This window comes from Oceanimonas sp. GK1, assembly GCF_000243075.1.
Lineage (GTDB): Bacteria > Pseudomonadota > Gammaproteobacteria > Enterobacterales > Aeromonadaceae > Oceanimonas.
Genome location: NC_016745.1, coordinates 3,218,553 through 3,237,805, shown reverse-complemented (window position 1 = coordinate 3,237,805; position 19,253 = coordinate 3,218,553). Strand labels below are relative to the sequence as shown.

The window sequence follows — 19,253 nt, the reverse complement described above, 5'->3', positions numbered from 1 at the left end:
AGAGGGTGACTCAGGCAAACAGTGCCGGCCAGTTTACGTCGCTCTTACCCAGCACCAGGAAGAAGGGGTTAAGTACTTCTTGAGTGTTGGTGTAACTCAGCGGTTCGCCGTTCAGCTGCACCACGGTGCCGCCGGCTTGCTCCACAACACACTGAGCGGCACCCGTGTCCCAAAGCGAGGTAGGGCCGAGGCGCGGGTATACGTCGGCGGCGCCTTCGGCCACCAGACACAGCTTGAGCGAGCTACCCATGGCCACTAACTCATTCTCACCCAGTTTTTCCAATAGCTGTAGCAGGGAATCGCCGGCGTGAGAACGACTGCCAACTACCCGCCAAGGAGTACCAGCCTGATAGGCCGCTACCTGAATTGCCATTGGGGTGTTTTGGCCTTCGGTTTTGAAAGCGCCAATACCCTGAGCAGCGGTATAGCCCACATCCAGCGCAGGTGCGTATACCACGCCCAGCACTGGCTTGCCGTGCTCCACCAGTGCAATGTTCACGGTGAATTCGCCGTTGCGCTTGATGAATTCCTTGGTGCCGTCCAGCGGATCCACCAGCCAGTAACGGCCATGCTCATCGGTACCGGCGAAACCGGCGGTGTCCTCTTCCGACAGAATGGGGGCCTTGAGCTCCAGCTTGGCCAGGCCGTCGGCGATGATCTGGTGCGCGGCGGCATCAGCTTCGGTCAGCGGTGACTTGTCTTCTTTCTGCTCGATGGAAAAGTCGCGGCCATAAATTTCCATGATGGCGGCGCCGGCCTTTCGAGCCAGAGAATCTACCTGGTTAAGCAATTCCTGAGTAATGATCATTCTGTTTCCTGTGAATGTGTTGGTGTCCAAATAACCCCACCCTAACCCTCCCCTTGGTAAGGGGAGGGAGCTGGTTTGCTCCTCCCGCTTGGCAAGGGGAGGGAATTGGTTTGCTCCTCCCCCTTTTTAAGGGGGAGGTTGGGAGGGGGTTAAAGCAGTTAGCTGTTGTTAGCCGATTATTCCCCGCTCTTTCAGCAGCTCAATAACCAGATCCGCCGCTTCGTCGGCACTGAGTGCCGTGGTGTCGAGGCGCAGTTCCGGGCTTTCCGGCTGCTCATAGGCGGAGTCAATGCCGGTGAAGTTCTTCAGCTCGCCGCGGCGGGCCTTCTTGTACAGGCCTTTCACGTCGCGCTCTTCCGCCACGTTGAGCGGGGTGTCCACGTGCACTTCAATGAACTCCCCCTCGGCCAGCAGTTCCCGGGCCAGGCGGCGCTCGGCGCGAAACGGCGAGATAAAGGCGGTAAGCACAATCAGGCCGGCGTCCACCATCAGCTTGGACACTTCTGCCACCCGGCGAATGTTTTCCACCCGGTCGGCATCGGTAAAGCCCAGGTCTTTATTCAGGCCGTGGCGCACGTTGTCACCGTCCAGCAGGTAGGTGTGGTTCCCTTGAGCGTGCAGCTTCTTCTCCACCAGGTTGGCGATGGTGGACTTGCCGGCACCGGACAGGCCAGTGAACCACAGCACCGCCGGCTTCTGGCCTTTGGTGAGGGCACGGGCTTCCTTGTTGACATCCACGTGTTGCATGTGAATGTTCTGGCTGCGGCGCAGGGCGAAGTGCAGCATGCCGGCGGCGACCGTGTTGTTGGACAGGCGGTCGATCAGAATGAAGCCGCCGGTGTCCTTGTTGCTCTGGTAGTCATCAAAGGCGATGGCCCGGTCCAGGCTGAGGTTACACACCGCGATGCCATTCAAGTCCAGCTTCTTGGCGGCCACGTGCTCCAGGGTGTTGACGTTGACCTGGTACTTGATGTCGGTGACGGTGGCGGTCACCGTCTTGGTGCCGATCTTCAGCAGGTAGGGGCGGCCGGGCAGCAGGGCGTCTTCGTGCATCCACACCAGGGTGGTCTCGAACTGATCGGCGGTTTCCACCGGCGCGTCGGCGGCGGAGATAATGTCGCCGCGGGAGATGTCGATCTCGTCCGCCAGGGTCAGGGTCACCGACTGGCCGGCCACGGCCTGTGCCAGATCGCCGCCGTGCACCACGATGCGGTCCACGGTGCTTTCCTTGCCCGAGGGCAGTACCCGAATGCGATCACCGGGCTTGACCACGCCGCTGGCGATGGTGCCGGCGAAGCCGCGAAAGTCCAGGTTGGGGCGGTTGACCCACTGCACCGGCAGGCGGAAGGGCGCGCGCTGCATGCGGGTGTCGTCCACTTCCACGGTTTCCAGGTAGCCCATCAGGGTGGTGCCGTGGTACCAGGGCATGTTCGGGCTGGGCTCGACGATGTTGTCGCCCTTGAACGCTGACATCGGAATGTAGGTGATGTTTTCAAGATCGAGCTGCTCGGCGAACTGGGCGTAGTCTTCCCGAATGCGGTTGAAGGTGTCTTCCGCGTAATCCACCAGGTCCATCTTGTTGATGGCCACCACCACCTGGCGAATACCCAGCAGCGACATCAGGTAGCTGTGGCGGCGGGTCTGGGTGAGGATGCCCTTGCGCGCGTCCACCATCAGAATGGCGGCATCGGCGGTGGAAGCGCCGGTCACCATGTTGCGGGTGTACTGCTCGTGCCCGGGGGTGTCGGCCACGATGAACTTGCGCTTGTCGGTGGAGAAGAAGCGGTAGGCCACGTCGATGGTGATGCCCTGCTCCCGCTCGGCGGCGAGGCCGTCCACCAGCAGGGCGAAGTCGATCTCTTCCCCCTGGGTGCCGTATTTCTTGGAGTCCGCTTCCATGGCGGCGAGCTGATCTTCAAACAGCATTTTGGATTCGAACAGCAGGCGGCCGATCAGGGTGCTCTTGCCGTCGTCCACGCTGCCGCAGGTGATAAAGCGCAGCAGACTCTTGCTTTCGTGCTGCTTGAGGTATTCGTTGATATTGCTTTCTATCAGAGATGACTGGTGCATCTTGCGTATCCTTCAGAGCTATATGCCGTAAGCTGTATGCTGTATGTCAAAGCGTCAGCTTGCGGCGTTTTGTTCGTCATTCAGGGTGGTAATAAGCCCGTGCAGCATGGCTGAAATATCACGGGTTTCCTGCAACCAATGCCGACCCTGTTGCTCGTTGATATAGCCAATTTCGATGCCGATATAGACCTGAGTGCGCAGCTCGGCACATGAGCCCCTGGCGATCACCAAAAAGTGGCGTTTGTCCTTGTTGGAGAAGCGTGACATGCCTTCGGCAATATTGCTGGGTATGGACAGGCCCGAACGGGTAATTTGATCGCGAAAACCAAAATCCCGTAGTTCTCTCAGCGCCTTATACAAGTCAGCCGATAACCTCGCCGACTTCTTCCACACCTGCAATTTCTCAAAATTCATCACGCCCTCTCTGGAAGCCATAAACCATCAGCTGCGCTGTGACTTTATTTGTCTTACAGCATAAAGCTTATAGCTTACAGCTGGTTATTTCCGAGGCGCTGCGCGCCTCAGAAATAACCTTCCTGTTTTTTCTTTTCCATGGATGCGGCGGAGTCGTGGTCGATCATGCGGCCCTGACGCTCCGAGGTCTTGGTCAGCAGCATCTCCTGAATAATGGCGGGCAGGGTATCGGCCTCCGACTCCACGGCACCGGTGAGCGGGTAGCAGCCGAGGGTACGGAAACGCACGTGCTTCATCATCGGCACTTCGCCGTCTTTCAGCGGCATGCGCTCGTCATCCACCATGATCAGGGTGCCGTCGCGCTCCACCACCGGGCGCTGGGCCGCGTAGTACAGGGGCACGATGGGAATGTTCTCGAGGTGAATGTATTGCCAGATGTCGAGCTCGGTCCAGTTGGACAGCGGGAACACGCGAATAGACTCGCCCTTGTGCTTGCGGGCGTTGTACTGCTTCCACAGCTCGGGACGCTGGTTTTTCGGGTCCCAGCGGTGCTGGGCGGTGCGGAAGGAGAAAATGCGCTCCTTGGCCCGGGACTTTTCCTCGTCGCGGCGGGCACCGCCAAAGGCGGCGTCGAAACCGTACTTGTCCAGCGCCTGCTTCAGGCCCTCGGTCTTGGTGATGTCGGTATGAATGGCGGAGCCGTGGGTGAAGGGGTTGATGTCCTTCTCGATGGCTTCCGGGTTGACGTGCACCAGCAGCTCCATGCCGAGCTTCTTGGCCATGTGGTCGCGGAACTCGTACATTTCGCGGAACTTCCAGCGGGTGTCCACATGCAGCAGCGGAAAGGGCGGCACCGAGGGGTAGAACGCCTTCATCGCCAGGTGCAGCATGACGGCGCTGTCCTTGCCAATGGAATAGAGCATGACCGGGTTGTCGGCCTCGGCCACCACTTCCCGCATGATGTGAATACTTTCGGCTTCCAGCCGTTGCAGGTGGGTTAAGTTCATGGAGTTCCTCTTGGTTACGAAGGTTGCCGTAGCTGAAATTGCAGAAGACTGCGGGCGCCGGGCGGGCTCCCGTGGCGCTGCTGTTGCAACCGGCGAAGATGAATATGACGCAGGGTGAAAAACACAGATGCTTGAGTGTTCGTTCAGCCAATGCTGAATTTTGGTAACGCGTGAAATATCGCAGCCAGTGAGCACCAGGCAGAGTTGTTGCTCTTCAAAGAGAAGACGCTCAAAAAACGCAATAAAATGCTCGGCCGTGGCCGGGTAGGGCACGGCAAGCCACAGTTGCCGCCCTCTGGGCGTGTGCGCGTACAACAGCGAATGCGTGCCTGTTGTTTTAAGGCCGCCCCAGAGCACCCGTGCACCCATATGCCTGGCACGCTGCTCAACAAGGGGAAAAGCATGTTTAAGCCACTGCGGATTCACGGGGTGGGCTGAACGTGAAAAAACAGCATGCACCGGCTCTGCCTGTAGTTGCCAGCGCACCAGAAAACGCTGCAGAGAACGCTCGGTTAATGGCACACCCAGCTCGCTGGCTACCCATTGCAAAATCGGCTGAGTATGCCACAGGCCATTGCCCGGCGGCGGAGATTGCAGGCGTTGCAGCAACACCTGCTCCTGCTCGGAAGACAAGGCGCGACCGTCACCCGTTTGCCGGCCTCTGGGTTTCACATTGATGGCATCCCAGCCACCGGCCGCAAAGGCCTTGCAGGCCGCAATAATGGTGGGGTTACTTAGCCCGGTAGTGGCAGAAACCTGAGCCAGGGTGGCACCGCCAAGCCGCAGTTCCACCGCCTGTTTTCGGCGTTGATTTAGCTTTGCTGGCGATAAATCTTTAATACTGCTCTTTTTGTTCAAGTTCAGTTACCGCAAGGGGTTTGGCCATGTTGCCGGTTATTTGCTTTAGTTTCGGATGACAGTGTATTAAACATCAAAGTAGAATAAAAGCATGCGTAAAAAGGAACAAAAATAATGATGGCCTGGTGGGTGTTGGCATCGGTAGGGACGTTGCTGGTGCTGCTGGTGCAGGGGCGTTTTGCGCCGGCCGCGCTGTTTGGCGGTTGGGCCACCGGCTATTTGGTGCTGGGGGTAGTGAGCGAGCAACAATGGCTGAGCAGTTTTACCAATCCGGCCTTGATCACCCTGCTGGTGTTAATGCTGGTGTCATTGGCGCTGGAACGCTCTCCTTTACTGGAACGGTTTGCCGGTGCACTGCTCACAGGCAGCGAAAACCGGGCCAGCCTGCGGCTGATGGGGGTGACGGCAACGCTTTCTGCTTTTCTTAACAACACCGCTGTGGTGGGTACCTTGTTGAGTGTGGTGTCTCGGCAGCGTCATATTCCGGCATCCCGCCTGCTTATTCCACTGTCGTTTGCCTCTGTGCTGGGGGGAGTCACCACCCTGATTGGCACCTCCACCAACCTGGTAGTGAATTCATTTGTGGTGAGTGCCGGGCTGCCGGCGCTGGGCATGTTCGAATTTGCCGCTGTGGGGGTACCGGTGGCCCTGCTGTGTTTGCTGGTTGTGCTGGCAAGCCGCAGGTGGTTGCCGAGGCATGATCAGCAACATAACGAGCATGCGCAGACTTATTTTTTGGAAGCAAGAGTGCAGCCCGGTGCGGCACTGATTGGTCGCAGCATAGAGCAAAACCGTCTGCGCAGCCTGGATGGATTGTTTTTGCTGGAAATTGTGCGTAACGACCGGCTTATTAGCCCGGTGTCGCCCGATGAAGTGCTGGAAGCGAACGATGTCTTGGTATTTACCGGTGAAATAGAAAAGGTGCAGGCGCTGCAGCCCTTCAGCGGGCTGGAGCTATTTGGCAACGGCGCAGACCAGTTACTTGCCTCCAACCTGGTGGAAGTGGTGGTTTCCAACGAGTCGGAGCTGGCCAAGCGAACCCTGCAAGAGGTGGACTTTCGCACCATGTTCAATGCCGGAGTCGTGGGAATAAGGCGGGGCAACAAACGGTTAACCGGCCAGTTGGGTAAAATTCCACTCAGGGTAGGCGACAGCCTTTTGCTGGCGGTGGGGCACGACTTTACCCAGCACCGCAACATTGATCGCAATTTTCATGTGCTGGGAAACTGGCAACGACCCAAGCTCAGCCATCGCCAGAGCATGCTGGCCTTTGCCGGCTTTGGTGCCGTAGTGGCGCTGGCAGCCTTTAATGTGTTGCCACTGCTAAACGGCTTGCTGCTGCTGTTGGCAGCCTTGTTACTAAGCCGCATTCTTACGCTTTCGGAGCTGCGGCGGCGCTTTCCGTTTGAGTTGGTCATTATTATTGGCTCGGCGCTCACCGTGGCCAAGGCCATGGACAGCTCGGGAGCGGCACAGTTACTGGCCAATGGCATGCGATCCCTGTTTGGTGGTTACGGCGTGTTCGGCGCCTTTGTGGGGGTCTATGTCATGACATTGCTGCTCACCGAAACCGTAACCAACAATGCGGCAGCGGCGCTGGCCTTTCCGGTGGGGCTTTCTACCGCTTATGCCTTTGGCGCCGAACCCATGCCCTTTATTATGGCCGTGGCGTTTGGTGCCAGCGCTTGTTTTCTGGTGCCTTTTGGATACCAAACCCACCTGATGGTGTATTCCCCCGGACGTTACCGAATGACCGACTTTATTAAAACCGGCCTGCCCGTCAGCCTTGTCTACTCCGCCGGGGTGATCACGCTGGTGCCCATGGTGTTTCCGTTTTAATCGGGGGTAAGAGTCGTAGGTAATTCCACATCGGCAAACAGCGGCGCTTGTTTGTCTTTAGCCGAAAGTACCGGTGAACAGGGTAGTGGCCAGTCTATGGCCAGGGTGGGGTCGTCCCAGCGAATGGCTCGTTCATGCTCGGGGGCATAATAGTCTGTGGTTTTATATAAAAACTCGGCCACTTCTGAGAGCACCACAAAGCCGTGGGCGAAGCCTTCCGGAATCCATACCTGGCGCTTGTTTTCGGCCGAGAGCAGCATGCCTTCCCATTGCCCGAAAGTATTTGAATCCGGGCGCAGGTCTACCGCCACATCAAACACCTCTCCCAGCGTACAACGCACCAGCTTGCCTTGTTGCTGGGCTACCTGGTAATGCAGGCCACGCAGCACCCCCTGAGCAGAGCGGGAGTGATTGTCCTGCACAAAGGAGACCTGGCGTTTAATGGCCTGCTCAAACCGCCGTTGGTTAAAGCTCTCAAAGAAAAAGCCCCGCTCGTCGCCAAATACGGTGGGCTCGATAACGTAAAGATCGGGAATGGTGGTGTGAATAATGTTCATCAGGCTCTGAACCCGGGCTGAGTCAGGCGCAGCAAATACTGGCCATAGGTGGTTTTGGCCAGCGCCTCGGCCAAACGGGCAACCTGCACGGCATCAATAAATCCCTTGCGATATGCAATTTCTTCCGGGCAGGCCACTTTCAGGCCCTGACGGTGCTCAATGGTCTGAATAAAGCTGCCGGCTTCCATCAGGCTGTCGTGAGTGCCGGTGTCCAGCCAGGCATAACCCCGGCCCATTACCGTTACCGACAGCTTGCCCTGCTCCAGGTAATGCCGGTTCACGTCGGTGATCTCCAGCTCCCCGCGGGCTGAGGGTGTCAGCTCCCGGGCAATGTCTATAACCTTGTTATCGTAAAAATACAGGCCAGTAACGGCGTAGTTACTTTTGGGATGAGCGGGCTTTTCTTCCAGTGAAAGAGCATGGCCGTGCTCATTAAACTCCACCACGCCATAGCGCTCCGGATCTTGCACATGATAAGCGAACACGGTGGCACCCTGGGTCTGGTTGCTGGTTTGCACCAGCTCCTGCTGCAGGTTATGGCCAAAAAAGATATTGTCGCCAAGCACAAGAGCACAGGGGTCTTCGCCAATAAAATCGGCACCAATAAGAAAGGCTTGAGCCAGCCCGTCGGGGCTGGGCTGCACCGCATAACTCAAGTTAATCCCCCATTGGCTGCCATCACCCAGCAACTGTTCAAAACGGGGGGTATCTTGCGGGGTGCTGATGATCAGAATATCTCGGATCCCCGCCAGCATCAGGGTGCACAGCGGATAATAGATCATCGGTTTGTCGTATACCGGCAGCAGTTGTTTGCTTACCGCCATGGTAACCGGATAAAGCCGGGTGCCCGAACCCCCGGCCAGAATCATGCCTTTACGCTTGTTCAATGAGTGGCTCCAAAAATTACGGTAAGCGTGTGCTGCAGGCCTTGTTGCCAGGGCGGCAAACTGAGCTCAAATACGGCTTCCAGTCGTCGGCAATCGAGTCGGGAATTAAGCGGTCTTTTGGCCGCGGCTTGCCATGCACTGGATGGAATGGCTTCCAGTGAAGTTAAGGCAAGAGGTATGCCAGCTTTACGAGCTTGCTCAAATACCAGGCTTGCATAGTCGTACCAACTGGCTGAGCCAGCGGCGGCCAGGTGATACAGACCGGCCAGCTCCGGTTGCTGCATGGCTTTATGCAGTGCATGAGCGGTGACATCGGCAATGAGGGCGGCCCCGGTGGGAGACCCCACCTGATCGTGGATAACGCCCAGTGTGCTGCGTGCTTTACCCAGGCGCAGCATGGTTCTGGCGAAATTGCTGCCGCGTGCGCCGTAGACCCAACTGGTGCGAAACAGCAGATAACGGGAGCAATGCCATATAACGGCTCGCTCACCGGCCAGTTTGCTGGCACCGTAATGATTGAGCGGAGCCGGTGTGTCTTCTTCACGCCAGGGCGTTGAACCGGCCCCGTTGAAGACATAGTCGGTGGAATAATGCACCAGCCAGGCACCCAGGGCGCAGGCTTCCTTCGCCAGCAGGGCCACGGCCTCAGCGTTGATGAGCGTAGCCTGAGCGTGTTCGGTTTCGGCCTGATCCACCGCCGTGTAGGCCGCCGCGTTGACGATGACATTCGGCTTGAGGGTGTGAAGGGTATGCACCAGTCCCGGCAGATTGCTCAGATCGCCACAGTATTCTTGTGAGTGACGATCCAGGGCGATGACCTCGCCCAGGGGGGCCAGAGCCCTTTGCAGTTCCCAGCCGACCTGTCCGTTTTTTCCCAGCAGCAGAATCTTCATGAGCGGGTCTCACCGTAGTGTTGATCCAGCCACTCCCGGTAAGAGCCATTCTTTACTTGCTCGACCCACTCTTTGTTGGCCAGGTACCACTGCACGGTTTTGCGCATGCCCGATTCAAAGCTTTCCTGAGGGCGCCAACCCAGCTCCCGCTCAATTTTTCCGGCATCAATGGCATAGCGGCGGTCGTGGCCGGGCCTGTCCGTGACGTGGGTGATGAGGCTCTTGTAGCCTTGCACATGGCTCGATGGATTCCCGCCTTTATGGGAATGAGCAGAGGGGGGCGCCAGCTCTTCCAGCAGTTCACAGATGGTGTGAACCACCTCCAGATTGGTCTTTTCGTTGTGGCCGCCAATGTTCCAGGTGCCACCCACTGCGCCCTGCGTGAGCACCGTATACAGGGCCCGGGCGTGATCTTCCACATACAGCCAGTCACGGATTTGATCACCCTGGCCGTAAACAGGCAGCGGCTTGCCTGCGAGCGCGTTGAGCATCACCAGCGGAATCAACTTTTCCGGAAACTGGCAGAGCCCGTAGTTATTGGAGCAATTGGTGAGCAAGACCGGCAAACCATAGGTGCGGTGCCAGGCCCGTACCAGATGGTCCGAGCCCGCCTTGCTGGCCGAATAAGGGCTGCTGGACGCATAAGCGGTGTGCTCGGTAAAGAGGGGCAGTTCGGTTGCGAGGGGGGCGTCGGCCGGGTGGGGCAGATCGCCGTAAACCTCATCGGTGGAAACATGGTGAAAGCGAAACGCGGCCTTGTCCTGCTCGTTTAATTCGTTCCAGTAATGACGGCTTGCTTCCAGTAGGGTGTAAGTACCCACTATGTTGGTGTTGATGAACTCCGCCGGGCCTGAAATGGAACGGTCAACGTGGCTCTCTGCCGCCAGGTGAAGTACGGCATCGGGTTTGTGTTCGGCGAATAGCGTATCCAGCCCGGCGCGATCGCAAATGTCGAGGTGCGCAAAGTGATAGCGTGCGGAGTTGGCAACCTCGGCCAGGGATGCCAGGTTACCGGCATAGGTCAGCTTGTCGACGTTCACCACCCGATCTTGTGTGTGGTGAATAATGTGGCGTATAACGGCAGAGCCGATAAATCCGGCGCCACCGGTGACCATGATTTTTCGCATGTAATTGTTGTGCTCAGATTATTTGAATTGATAATTGCCGTCGACGGGGCCCATTTTGGCCCTCACTTTTGTTCAGGGAATTGGGTGGCCGGGACGGCACTTGTGAATTGTGCATTTTCCCACATCGCCTGCCGGGCTGTCGCATTGGCACTTAACCGCAAAATCGCCTCCACCCAGTTTTGCTGCTCCATGGGCAGCAGCAAGCCGTTGTGTTCATGGCGCACCAGAGAACGGTAAACAGGATGATCCGCATAAATGCCTGTGGCGCCAGCCTGGGTAATGTCAAAAAACTTGGTGGGAGCCCGGGCTGCATTAAAGCGGCTGTCCAGCAGTGGTGCCAGGCCAATGGTGCGGCCCGGGCGGGCCAGCAAGGCCTGGTAAGCCGGCCAGCTCATGGGGTGCAACACATGCACCCGGGGCAGGCCGGCAAACTGTTTGCGAACTGCCTGGCTGCCAATTAACTCCACGCTAAGGCTGGCATCCTGTTCCAGCACCTGTTCAAACACCGGATACAGCCACTCAAACTCAGCTCCGTGTGATGCAGAACCATGATAAAACAGCGTTTTTTGTGGTGTTGAACGCACATAAGGTGATTGTGGTTGCAACACCACAGGAGACCAGCTGGCATATTTCTCTGCCAGCCAGGGCGTAGACACCCATAGTTCTGCCTGCATGCGCTGCAGCCAGCCCTTATAGCGTAACGCCATTTTCCATAGCTTATAGCGATAGCGCAGCGGCAAACCTGTGTGAGCACGCAGGTCAAACAGATCGTCATCCATAAAAAACACCAGCCGGCCAATGTGCGAGCGGTGCTGTTCAACCCACTTGCACCAGTCTGGTGTTAAATAACGTACAAAAATCACTCCCTCAAAAGGCGCGCTCAAGGGAGGGGAGTTATGCAGATGAGTCTCTGTTACCGCTGCATTCATATTGCGCAGATAAGGCCGCAAAAAAAAATCAGCTGAAGGGTTGGCACCCTGCTGAACCAGTAACCAGCGCATTATTCCACTGCTCGCAGTGATACTTCTTCATGAATCAGTGAGAAGTTGGGGCTGTAAAAAGGATCTGCGCACAGCCGGTTACCCCAGGTTTTATACATATAGTCAGCTTCTTGTCTTGCGCGCTTTATATGCGCTTTGCTGGTGGCAGGACCGCGAGAAACCGACTCGTGATGAACCAGCTCTGCGTGAGGCGTCCAGAGGTTTTTATAGCCTAACGCATTAACTTTAAGGCAAAAGTCAATATCATTGTAATTCACAGCAAGGTGCTCTTCGTTCATGCCGCCCACTCGTTCAAACAGCTCTTTTTTTACCACCAGGCAGGCGGCAGTCACAGCCGATACTTCACGCACATGCTGCAAGCGCTGTAAATAGCCTGCAGCGTTACCAGGGCTGAACCTGTCTGAGTGACCTGCTACCCCTCCCAGCCCCAGCACTACGCCTGCATGCTGAATAGCCCCATTGGGGTAATAAAGCTTGGCACCAACACAGCCGGTATCCGGCAAGCAAGCAAGACTGACCATCTCTTGCAGCCAGTGGGGTGAAATAGGCTCAATGTCATTGTTTACCAGTGCCAGCACGCTGCCTTTGGCATGTTTTGCACCAAAATTGTTAATAGCAGCAAAGTTAAAAGGATAATTCCAGGGCAGAACATGCACACGCGCGTCTTGTTCAGATAATACCTTCATAAAAGCAAGCGCTTCAGGGCAGGTGGTCTGGTTGTCCAGAATAAGCACTTCAAAGTCAGGGTATTCAGTAACAGACAGTAATGTATCTAAACATGGTTTTAAAATGTCCAGCCTGTCTTTAGTAGGAATAAGTACAGAAACCAGCGGTGCAGGCTCTGGCAACGGCCACTGCAAGCGCAACAAGCCTGAGGCCTGCTCCATGACTTCAGGCTTTTGCTGCTCAGCTGCCAGGCACTGCTCAGCGGTATGGCGAACAGGTTTATGTGCACAAAGCTCCGGAACTGTGTGAAGCGCCACTACGGGCAAGTGTTTTATGGCCTCCGGCGAATGCTGCTGAACCAGTTGCAGAAATTTTTTGTAGATCCAGTCTTGCAATGATGCATTGTTATCGTCGCTTGGCTGGTTTAGCAGCCACTTCGTTTTAAATAAAACAGCATACCCCGGTTTTACACCAGAAAGCAGTGAGTAAATATCCGGTTTGCATTTAAAAGTGGGGTTGGCTCTTGTGCCTTCATCAGAAAGCTCGTCTTCATCCAGTAATAATCCCATAAGCTCAGGGTTATTATCTGTGGCAGCTAACAAACAGTTGATGGCTGCAGGATTTAACTGGCACCCGGGCAATAGAGGTAATAACCAGCTTTCTTTTGGTATAAAGCTTAAGGCTGAATTTAAAAGCTGAGAAGTGGTTTTGAACTCTGAAGGAAGTAAAGTGGTGCTGGCTGAAAAAGAAGATGTTATTTTGGTCAGCTCATGGTAAGTGCTGGAATGGCAAGCTATATAGCAATGCCAACTCCTACACTTTAGCTGTGTAATGCTTTTTAATGTTTTTTTTAACTTTTCCAGCTCGCTGTTGCCAGTGATGCTGATTAGAAAGTTGATGCTGCCATTTTGTTCAGTTGCTCTGTTGTAAATTTTATCTTCAGCTTTGTTAATCCAGTAATGATAGCTATTGCCACAGAGAGGAAGATATTCCCATGTTGTGTTGTAGAGGTGCAACAGCGAATTAGTAAAAGATGTTTTATTGTGAAAGCAGTAAGCACTCACCCGGAACAGAAAACGGGGAAGTGATATCTGTCGCCAGCCGGGTAGCAAGTTGCGCACCCTGCGCCATAATCTGTGCAGAGCATCTGCTGTTGATATGGGTTCAAGCTCAGCATTTATGTTTTTGTTCGAGGCAGGCTGTAAGCTGTAAGTTCCTGCTGATAAATACAAAACATACTGTATTTTTCGGCCGGCTATTAAACGCAGTTGTGCCACCGGCACATTAGTGGTGCTGCCAACAAGCTCTGTAAAGGTGGTGTGCTCGCTGCCTGACTGGCAGCGGAGCAAGTGCCAGCCTGTGTGCTGTGTAAAAAGCATGCTTTATTGTTCTTTTATTCGCATTAACCACTTTTTCAGGCGGTTACCAAGCTGAGTGCGCTGTATGCTGTATTCACCCAGTTTTCTGTTAATAACCGGGCCTTGAGGCCTTATCAGCCAGGCCGACTCCATTAACAGCGTTGCAAGCTCCAGATCAGTGCTTTCACAAACAACAGCCATATCACGCAGTTTATCTGCATACGGGTTAAGTTGGGGCAACCCTGCTGATGCATCTGCAACCAGCCCAAGCACTGTTTTAGCAAGCTGTGCCTGTTGCTTGTTAAGCCTGAATGTTGCTACAGCAGGTTTATCTTCTGGTTCATCAAACAGTGCTTGTCTGTCACTAAACCAGCGTGCACACACTGCCTGATTGCTTTCATAAAACGCCTTCTGCAGAGCGTGAGCAAGTGTGAGTGGCAGGCGTTCACCCGTGCCGGCAAACGCTTTGTTGAGTTGCGACTTAAGTGAAGAAATATCCTGAACTTCACCATTTACATTTTTTCTGGCCATTTGATTAAGCGCTAACAACAAGTGCTGACCAAATGGCGTGAGAGATTCATTGTAGCGAAAGGTGCGAGATGCGTCAGAGAAGTGGCAGGTCAGCCCGGTAATGTGCATAAAGTCTGCAACAATATCACCGTTAACCAGCTCTGTTTTTGTAAACAGCCGTGGCGTAATCAGTGCCTCAGAGAAAATGCTCTCCCACAAAGCAAGCAAAGCCTGATAGTTAAAATAATGATTAGCGGGTTTGCAACCCTGTCTGGCGGTTTGTTCCAGTGTGCGTATTCCCCCGTTTTTAAGCTCGGTAGAATAATAAGAGCTTGCCAAGTCAACCTGCCGGCGCAAATAAACTACCATCTGTAAAGAGTGGCACCAGGGGGCAATAAGGTTTTGCAGCCACTTAAGTTGCTCGGGCCGGCGCAAGCGGGAATGAAAATGCTCGCTGGAGATAATAACCGTATGCACCTGCGTTGGCATGGCCGCCATGGCAGCCGAAAAATGCTCAGCTACCTGCTGCCGGAACGCCTGCCTTTGCTCTGGGGTGTGTATTGCTTCACTGCTCAGGTAATCGTCTGCAGCTTTGTCTCCCATTGCGGCTGCAGCCAGGGCGCGGGCTTCCACCCGGTTTTGCGAGGCATAGTAGAAAATGCCCTGCTTAAGCAGGGCATGCTGTTGCTGATGAAATAAATGCTGAAGGGTAGAGGTACCGGTTTTTTCGGTACCTATATGCAAAATAATACGAAACTTTTGCGTCATAAACTGCCAAGCGCTTTCATGCAATGAGTAAGTAATTGTTCTGCAGCAGCCGGGGCTGAGGCCTCCACATAACAGCGCAGCTCGGGCGCGTTGCCGGAAGGGCGCAGGTGCACAATGCTGCCGTTTTCCAGAGTGGCGCGCAGGCCGTCTGTGGTGTTGATGTTGGCAATCGGGGCGGGCAAGTTCAGGGCGGCTTCAAGCCCGGCGGTATTTTGCTGCCAGCTGGCCAGCAAAGCCCGGCTTTGTTCGGTAGGGAAGTTTTTAATACGGTCACTGGCGGTAAAGCGCGACGGCAAATCGGCCAGCAAAGCAGAAATGGGCAGGTTGCGCTGCCGTGCGGCGGCAAACAATGCCAGGGCCGGCAGCAGCGCATCTCGTGTAGGCAGGTCGCCCATTAAAAAGCCGCCATTGGCCTCAAACCCGGCCACTCGTTTATGGCGGCGGCTCAACTGTTGCATGCCTTCAATCACATAGGGTGAGCCTATGCGGGTGCGCAGCACTTCACTAAAGCTGTCGGAGGCCTCAATGGCGGTATTGCAGCTAACTGGCACAGCCAGCGCCTGAATATTAAGAAATCGCGCGCACAGCAAGCCAAGAATATCACCACGCAGCCATTCGCCGTTTTCATCCGCTACCAGCGGGCGATCGCCATCACCGTCGGTTGATAAAATGGCATCCAGCTTATGCTCGCGCGACCAGGCTTTGCCCAGGGCCTTGTCTTCTTCCGAAACCGCTTCGGTATCTATGGGAACAAAGGTATCGGTACGGCCCAAAGAGACAACCTCGGCACCCAGTTGTGTAAGCACCTCAATGTTAATATCCCGGCCGGCAGCGGAATGTTCATATACGCCAATGCGCCAGCCTGAAAGAAGCCCGTCCGGGAACAGCGTGAGATTCCGTGCCATATAGTTTGCACGGGCGTTAGCAGACTCAGCCGGAAGTGCAGGTTCAAAGGCAGGCAGTTCAGCGGTTGATTGCACAATGGCCTGCTCATCGGCCTTGGTAATTTCGCCGTCTGGCCGGTAAAACTTGATGCCGTTGCGATCAAAGGGAATATGGCTGCCGGTGATCATAATGGCAGGCACGCCATCCAGCATCGCCTGCCAGGCCAGAGCCGGAGTAGGCAGAATGCCGTAATAATCTACCGCGAGTCCCATGGCCTGGGCCGCGCCGGCACAAGCGGCAGCCATGGCCGGGCTGGATGGACGCCTGTCCATGCCAATGGCCACCCGTTTAACAGCGGCAGATTGTTGCAAATGTGATAAAAACGCTACTGCAAAGGCAGCGCAGGTTTTGTCGGTAAACTGTTCTACCAAACCCCGAGCACCACTTGTGCCAAAGGCGATGCCGCTTTTTTTAATAATGTCAGCTGATATTTTGATTTCTTGCATAATTTTATTTTGGTTCACATGGTAATGTATTAAAGCGCATGCGGGAGTTATAATTATCAATTGATATGTAACTATATACTAACCATCTAAGTTATTAGTGATTGATCTGTTCAAGGCAGCGTTTTATTTTTTCTGCGAGCACTTTTACATGAGGCTCTTCAAGTAACTCAAAGTGATTCGCATCAATCTCATGGATATTCAGCCCACCTCCTGCTAACTGAGACCAGCAAACTCTAGGGTCGTGGTAAAAACCAAGATCTCCAGGAGTTTGGTTTGCCCAAAAGAACTCTACTAAACCAGTGTATGTTCTTGGTAAGTAAATATCCCTTGCTTTTCCATTTGTATCCATCACTTTTTTTAGTGTTGGATCTTCAGGGACAAGGTTGTCGGGGAATGATATAGGGGGTTTTACTTTTGCTTCATCTCTAAGCTTACACAGTAACTCTCTCCGTTCAAAGGGAATTGCTTCGTTAGCATAGTTCTTATCTGAGTTTTGACTGATTATTTTGTTTAAAAGGGTTGGTGGGTTACGAGGATCAATTAATCCTAGAAATGCAACCTCACTTTTTTCTGCTTTGAGTTGCTGTGCCATCTCAAAAGCAATCATACCACCCAAGCACATACCGCTAAGATAATAGGGTCCTTCAGGTTGGAGTTCTTTAATTTCCTTTAAATAGTGTTTTGCCATATCTTCAAAGCTTGTTAAAGGACGCTGCCCTGGTATCAAGCCTTGTGACTGCAAACCATACAGGGGTTGATCTGTGCCCAGGTGTTTAGCTAGCGCAGAATAACCTACTACATTTCCGCCTGCCGGGTGTATGCAGAAAAGTGGTGGCTTTGATCCTTTTGGCTGAATTGCCACAAGAGAGTTTTTAGATGGTGACCAGCCCGATTCAGTAATTTTTTTTACCAGTTTATGAATAGTTACTCCGTCACCTATCACCTCAGCTAAAGGTATTTTTTTTCCTATCTTGTCCTCGATTTCACAGACTAATATTAATGTATCCATTGAGCCTAAACCGAGAGCGCTAAGTGGGGTTTCAGGTTCTATCTCAGCGCTGCTGGTGCCAATCAGCTTAAAAATCTCTTGTATGAGCCAAGTCTCAAGCTTAACCTGTTCTTCTGATTTTATTTTATTGTCAGGGTTGAAGCTTGATTCTAATGCTGTTTTGTTAATACCTTGATTAAGGGGGCTGCTCCAAAGAACAGGTAACGAACCGTTGCTAAAGCTAGATCGACAGGTGTTGCGTTGAACTTTTCCGCTAGAGGTTTTAAATACTCCTCCCCGACTTACAACAACTAGTTGGTGTAGCTTTATATCATGATATTCACTGATTGCGACTTTAACAGACTGGTATATATCTTTGAAGTTAGTCCGTGATTTCTCAGTTTCTATAACTACTATTAACTTTTCTTTATTTAATTCATTAATAGAAAATGCAGCACAGCAGTTTCCTGACCGAATGGCGGGGTGGCTTTGCTCTACCGTCCACTCAATATCATGGGGCCAATGGTTTACACCATCGATAATGATCAAGTCTTTAAGGCGACCGGTTATGAATAGTTCACCTTCTTTCATGAAACCAAGATCGCCTGTGCGCAAATAGGTTTTATCTTCATTTAAACCATCAACTAGTTTAGCTTGAAACGTTGTTGTGCTCTCTTCTGCTCTTCTCCAGAATCCGTTCGCAACTCCACTGCTTGTAACCCAGACTTCGCCAATAGCATCCGTTGCGCAACGTTTTTTAGTTACTGGGTCTACTATGACAACTTCCGTGCTATGTATCGGTTCCCCACATCCAACTATTATTGTACCTGACTCACTTTCACCAATACATTCAATAACCTTAGACTGCCCCAATGCTTCTGAATTAAACCTGCCTAATACTGGTGGAGAGAAAACTGAATTGATGGATACTACAAGCGTGTTTTCGGCAAGCCCGTAGGCTGGAGAAAATGAATTCCAGTGAAAATAATTGTGTTTGAACTTTTCATAAAACTCAATCATAACCCGCGGGTTAATGGGTTCCGCAGCATTTGCAGCTGATATCCAGCTAGATAGGTCTAACGACTTCTGATACTCAGGTGACACGCGTTTAATGCACTGTTCATAGGCAAAGTTAGGTGCTTGACTATGTGTAGCTTTATAGTCAGAAATTGCCTGTAGCCAGCAGCTGGGCCTTTTTGCAAAAGCAAAAGGAGACATAAGATAACAGGGAGTGCCATTAAATAATGGCAGCATAATCCCTTCAACCAAACCATAATCATGGAAGTGTGGCATCCATGTTACAGTAACCGAGTTTGGGGTATAGCCACAAGATAATTGAATACTACGAAGATGATTGAAGATATTCTCGTGACTGATTCTTACGCCTTTCGGCGTTGATGTAGATCCGGATGTATATTGCAAATAGGCCGTTGCTGAGAGGGTGATCTCATTAGCATGCCATTCTTGGTCAACTGGGGTAGAGAGGTTGGTTGTATCTATCCAGTTCAAAGCATTCAGGTAACTACTGTCAGACCAGGAGCTTTCAATGCTCTGCAAAATGCTTGTTGTCGTTAGAACAACTGATGCCTCTGCATCATCAACAATGGCCTGTAATCTAGGAAGTGTCCGCTTTAATCGGGCTGCTTCAGGCGCAGGTGCCGGAATGGCAATCACACCTGCTGACAGACAACCTAGAAACGCGATGATAAAGTCGAGCCCTTGAGGGTATAGCAGCAGCGCTCGTTGACCTTGGGCACCCAGTGCCTGTAAGTGAGCCCCAACTTCGAGAATGCGGCATTTTAACTGCTGATAGGTTAATGCTTCTTTTTCTCTTCTGCCATTTTCCAGATAGGTATAGGCAAGATTGTTTGAGTTGGCATCTGCACGCCAAAGCAGCAGATCAATGATATTACGTACACCAATTTCTGTTAGTGATTTGTCAGTAGTCATCTGCTTCCTTTAGCACAATTATCCAAATCTTTTGTAATTAAACGGCAGAGCAAGATTGCGATGCCTGACAGGGCTTGTAACAGGTATTCGATGTTACTACTTGCCCGATCATGTTTAATGCCGGCCTTAAAGCTGATATCACTGCTCAGAGTGTTGAATGT

General features: G+C 53.1%; 14 protein-coding genes. 1 reads left to right on the top strand and 13 read right to left on the bottom strand.

The features are described 5' to 3' along the window. Nucleotides 1–10: 10 nt before the first annotated feature. The 4 genes from cysQ to cysD all read right to left on the bottom strand — a co-directional run bounded on the left by cysQ (nt 11) and on the right by cysD (nt 4,668). The gene (gene cysQ, locus GU3_RS15230; protein WP_014293424.1) at nt 11–808 is read right to left on the bottom strand and encodes a 3'(2'),5'-bisphosphate nucleotidase CysQ; all 798 of its coding nucleotides are present in this window, start codon (nt 806–808) and stop codon (nt 11–13) included. A gap of 168 nt (nt 809–976) precedes the next feature. Next, complete coding sequence (cysN, locus tag GU3_RS15225; protein WP_014293423.1) at nt 977–2,878, bottom strand: sulfate adenylyltransferase subunit CysN; 1,902 nt, start codon at nt 2,876–2,878, stop codon at nt 977–979. 54 nt (nt 2,879–2,932) lie between these two features. Then, entirely contained in the window at nt 2,933–3,292 is a 360-nt protein-coding gene (locus GU3_RS15220; RefSeq protein ID WP_041543328.1) for a four helix bundle protein, read from the bottom strand. Nucleotides 3,293–3,399: 107 nt separating this feature from the next. Continuing rightward, nucleotides 3,400–4,668: a sulfate adenylyltransferase subunit CysD gene (gene cysD / locus GU3_RS17380; protein ID WP_371245764.1), complete on the bottom strand. Its 1,269-nt coding sequence runs from the start codon at nt 4,666–4,668 to the stop codon at nt 3,400–3,402. 603 nt (nt 4,669–5,271) lie between these two features. Here cysD and GU3_RS15210 point away from each other — a divergent pair. After that, nucleotides 5,272–6,996 carry an SLC13 family permease gene (locus GU3_RS15210; RefSeq protein WP_014293421.1) on the top strand — a complete coding sequence of 575 codons (1,725 nt, stop codon included), beginning with the start codon at nt 5,272–5,274 and terminating at the stop codon, nt 6,994–6,996. Here GU3_RS15210 and rfbC read toward each other — a convergent pair. From rfbC to GU3_RS16915, 9 genes are all read right to left on the bottom strand, one after another. Continuing rightward, a complete protein-coding gene (gene rfbC / locus GU3_RS15205) occupies nt 6,993–7,553 on the bottom strand; it encodes a dTDP-4-dehydrorhamnose 3,5-epimerase (RefSeq protein ID WP_014293420.1) in 561 nt (186 codons plus the stop codon). The two genes, GU3_RS15210 and rfbC, sit on opposite strands and share 4 nt — an antisense overlap. Next, on the bottom strand, nt 7,553–8,440 hold the full coding sequence (gene rfbA, locus GU3_RS15200) for a glucose-1-phosphate thymidylyltransferase RfbA (RefSeq protein ID WP_014293419.1): 888 nt from the start codon (nt 8,438–8,440) through the stop codon (nt 7,553–7,555). Before rfbA ends, rfbC begins: the two co-directional genes overlap by 1 nt. Next, nucleotides 8,437–9,333: a dTDP-4-dehydrorhamnose reductase gene (gene rfbD, locus GU3_RS15195; protein WP_014293418.1), complete on the bottom strand. Its 897-nt coding sequence runs from the start codon at nt 9,331–9,333 to the stop codon at nt 8,437–8,439. The genes rfbA and rfbD overlap by 4 nt, the downstream gene beginning before the upstream one ends. After that, nucleotides 9,330–10,460, bottom strand: coding sequence for a dTDP-glucose 4,6-dehydratase (rfbB, locus tag GU3_RS15190; RefSeq protein WP_014293417.1), 1,131 nt, complete (start codon nt 10,458–10,460; stop codon nt 9,330–9,332). The genes rfbD and rfbB overlap by 4 nt, the downstream gene beginning before the upstream one ends. Nucleotides 10,461–10,522: 62 nt before the next feature. Beyond that, nucleotides 10,523–11,461, bottom strand: a complete 939-nt coding sequence (locus GU3_RS15185) for a hypothetical protein (protein WP_014293416.1) — start codon at nt 11,459–11,461, stop codon at nt 10,523–10,525. Beyond that, entirely contained in the window at nt 11,461–13,506 is a 2,046-nt protein-coding gene (locus GU3_RS16920; RefSeq protein ID WP_083829489.1) for a glycosyltransferase, read from the bottom strand. The genes GU3_RS15185 and GU3_RS16920 overlap by 1 nt, the downstream gene beginning before the upstream one ends. A gap of 3 nt (nt 13,507–13,509) precedes the next feature. Further along, entirely contained in the window at nt 13,510–14,763 is a 1,254-nt protein-coding gene (locus tag GU3_RS15175) for a hypothetical protein (RefSeq protein ID WP_014293414.1), read from the bottom strand. Beyond that, complete coding sequence (locus tag GU3_RS15170) at nt 14,760–16,154, bottom strand: phosphomannomutase (RefSeq protein ID WP_041543326.1); 1,395 nt, start codon at nt 16,152–16,154, stop codon at nt 14,760–14,762. Before GU3_RS15170 ends, GU3_RS15175 begins: the two co-directional genes overlap by 4 nt. 94 nt (nt 16,155–16,248) lie before the next feature. Next, on the bottom strand, nt 16,249–19,092 hold the full coding sequence (locus tag GU3_RS16915; RefSeq protein ID WP_083829488.1) for an AMP-binding protein: 2,844 nt from the start codon (nt 19,090–19,092) through the stop codon (nt 16,249–16,251). Nucleotides 19,093–19,253 lie beyond the last annotated feature (161 nt).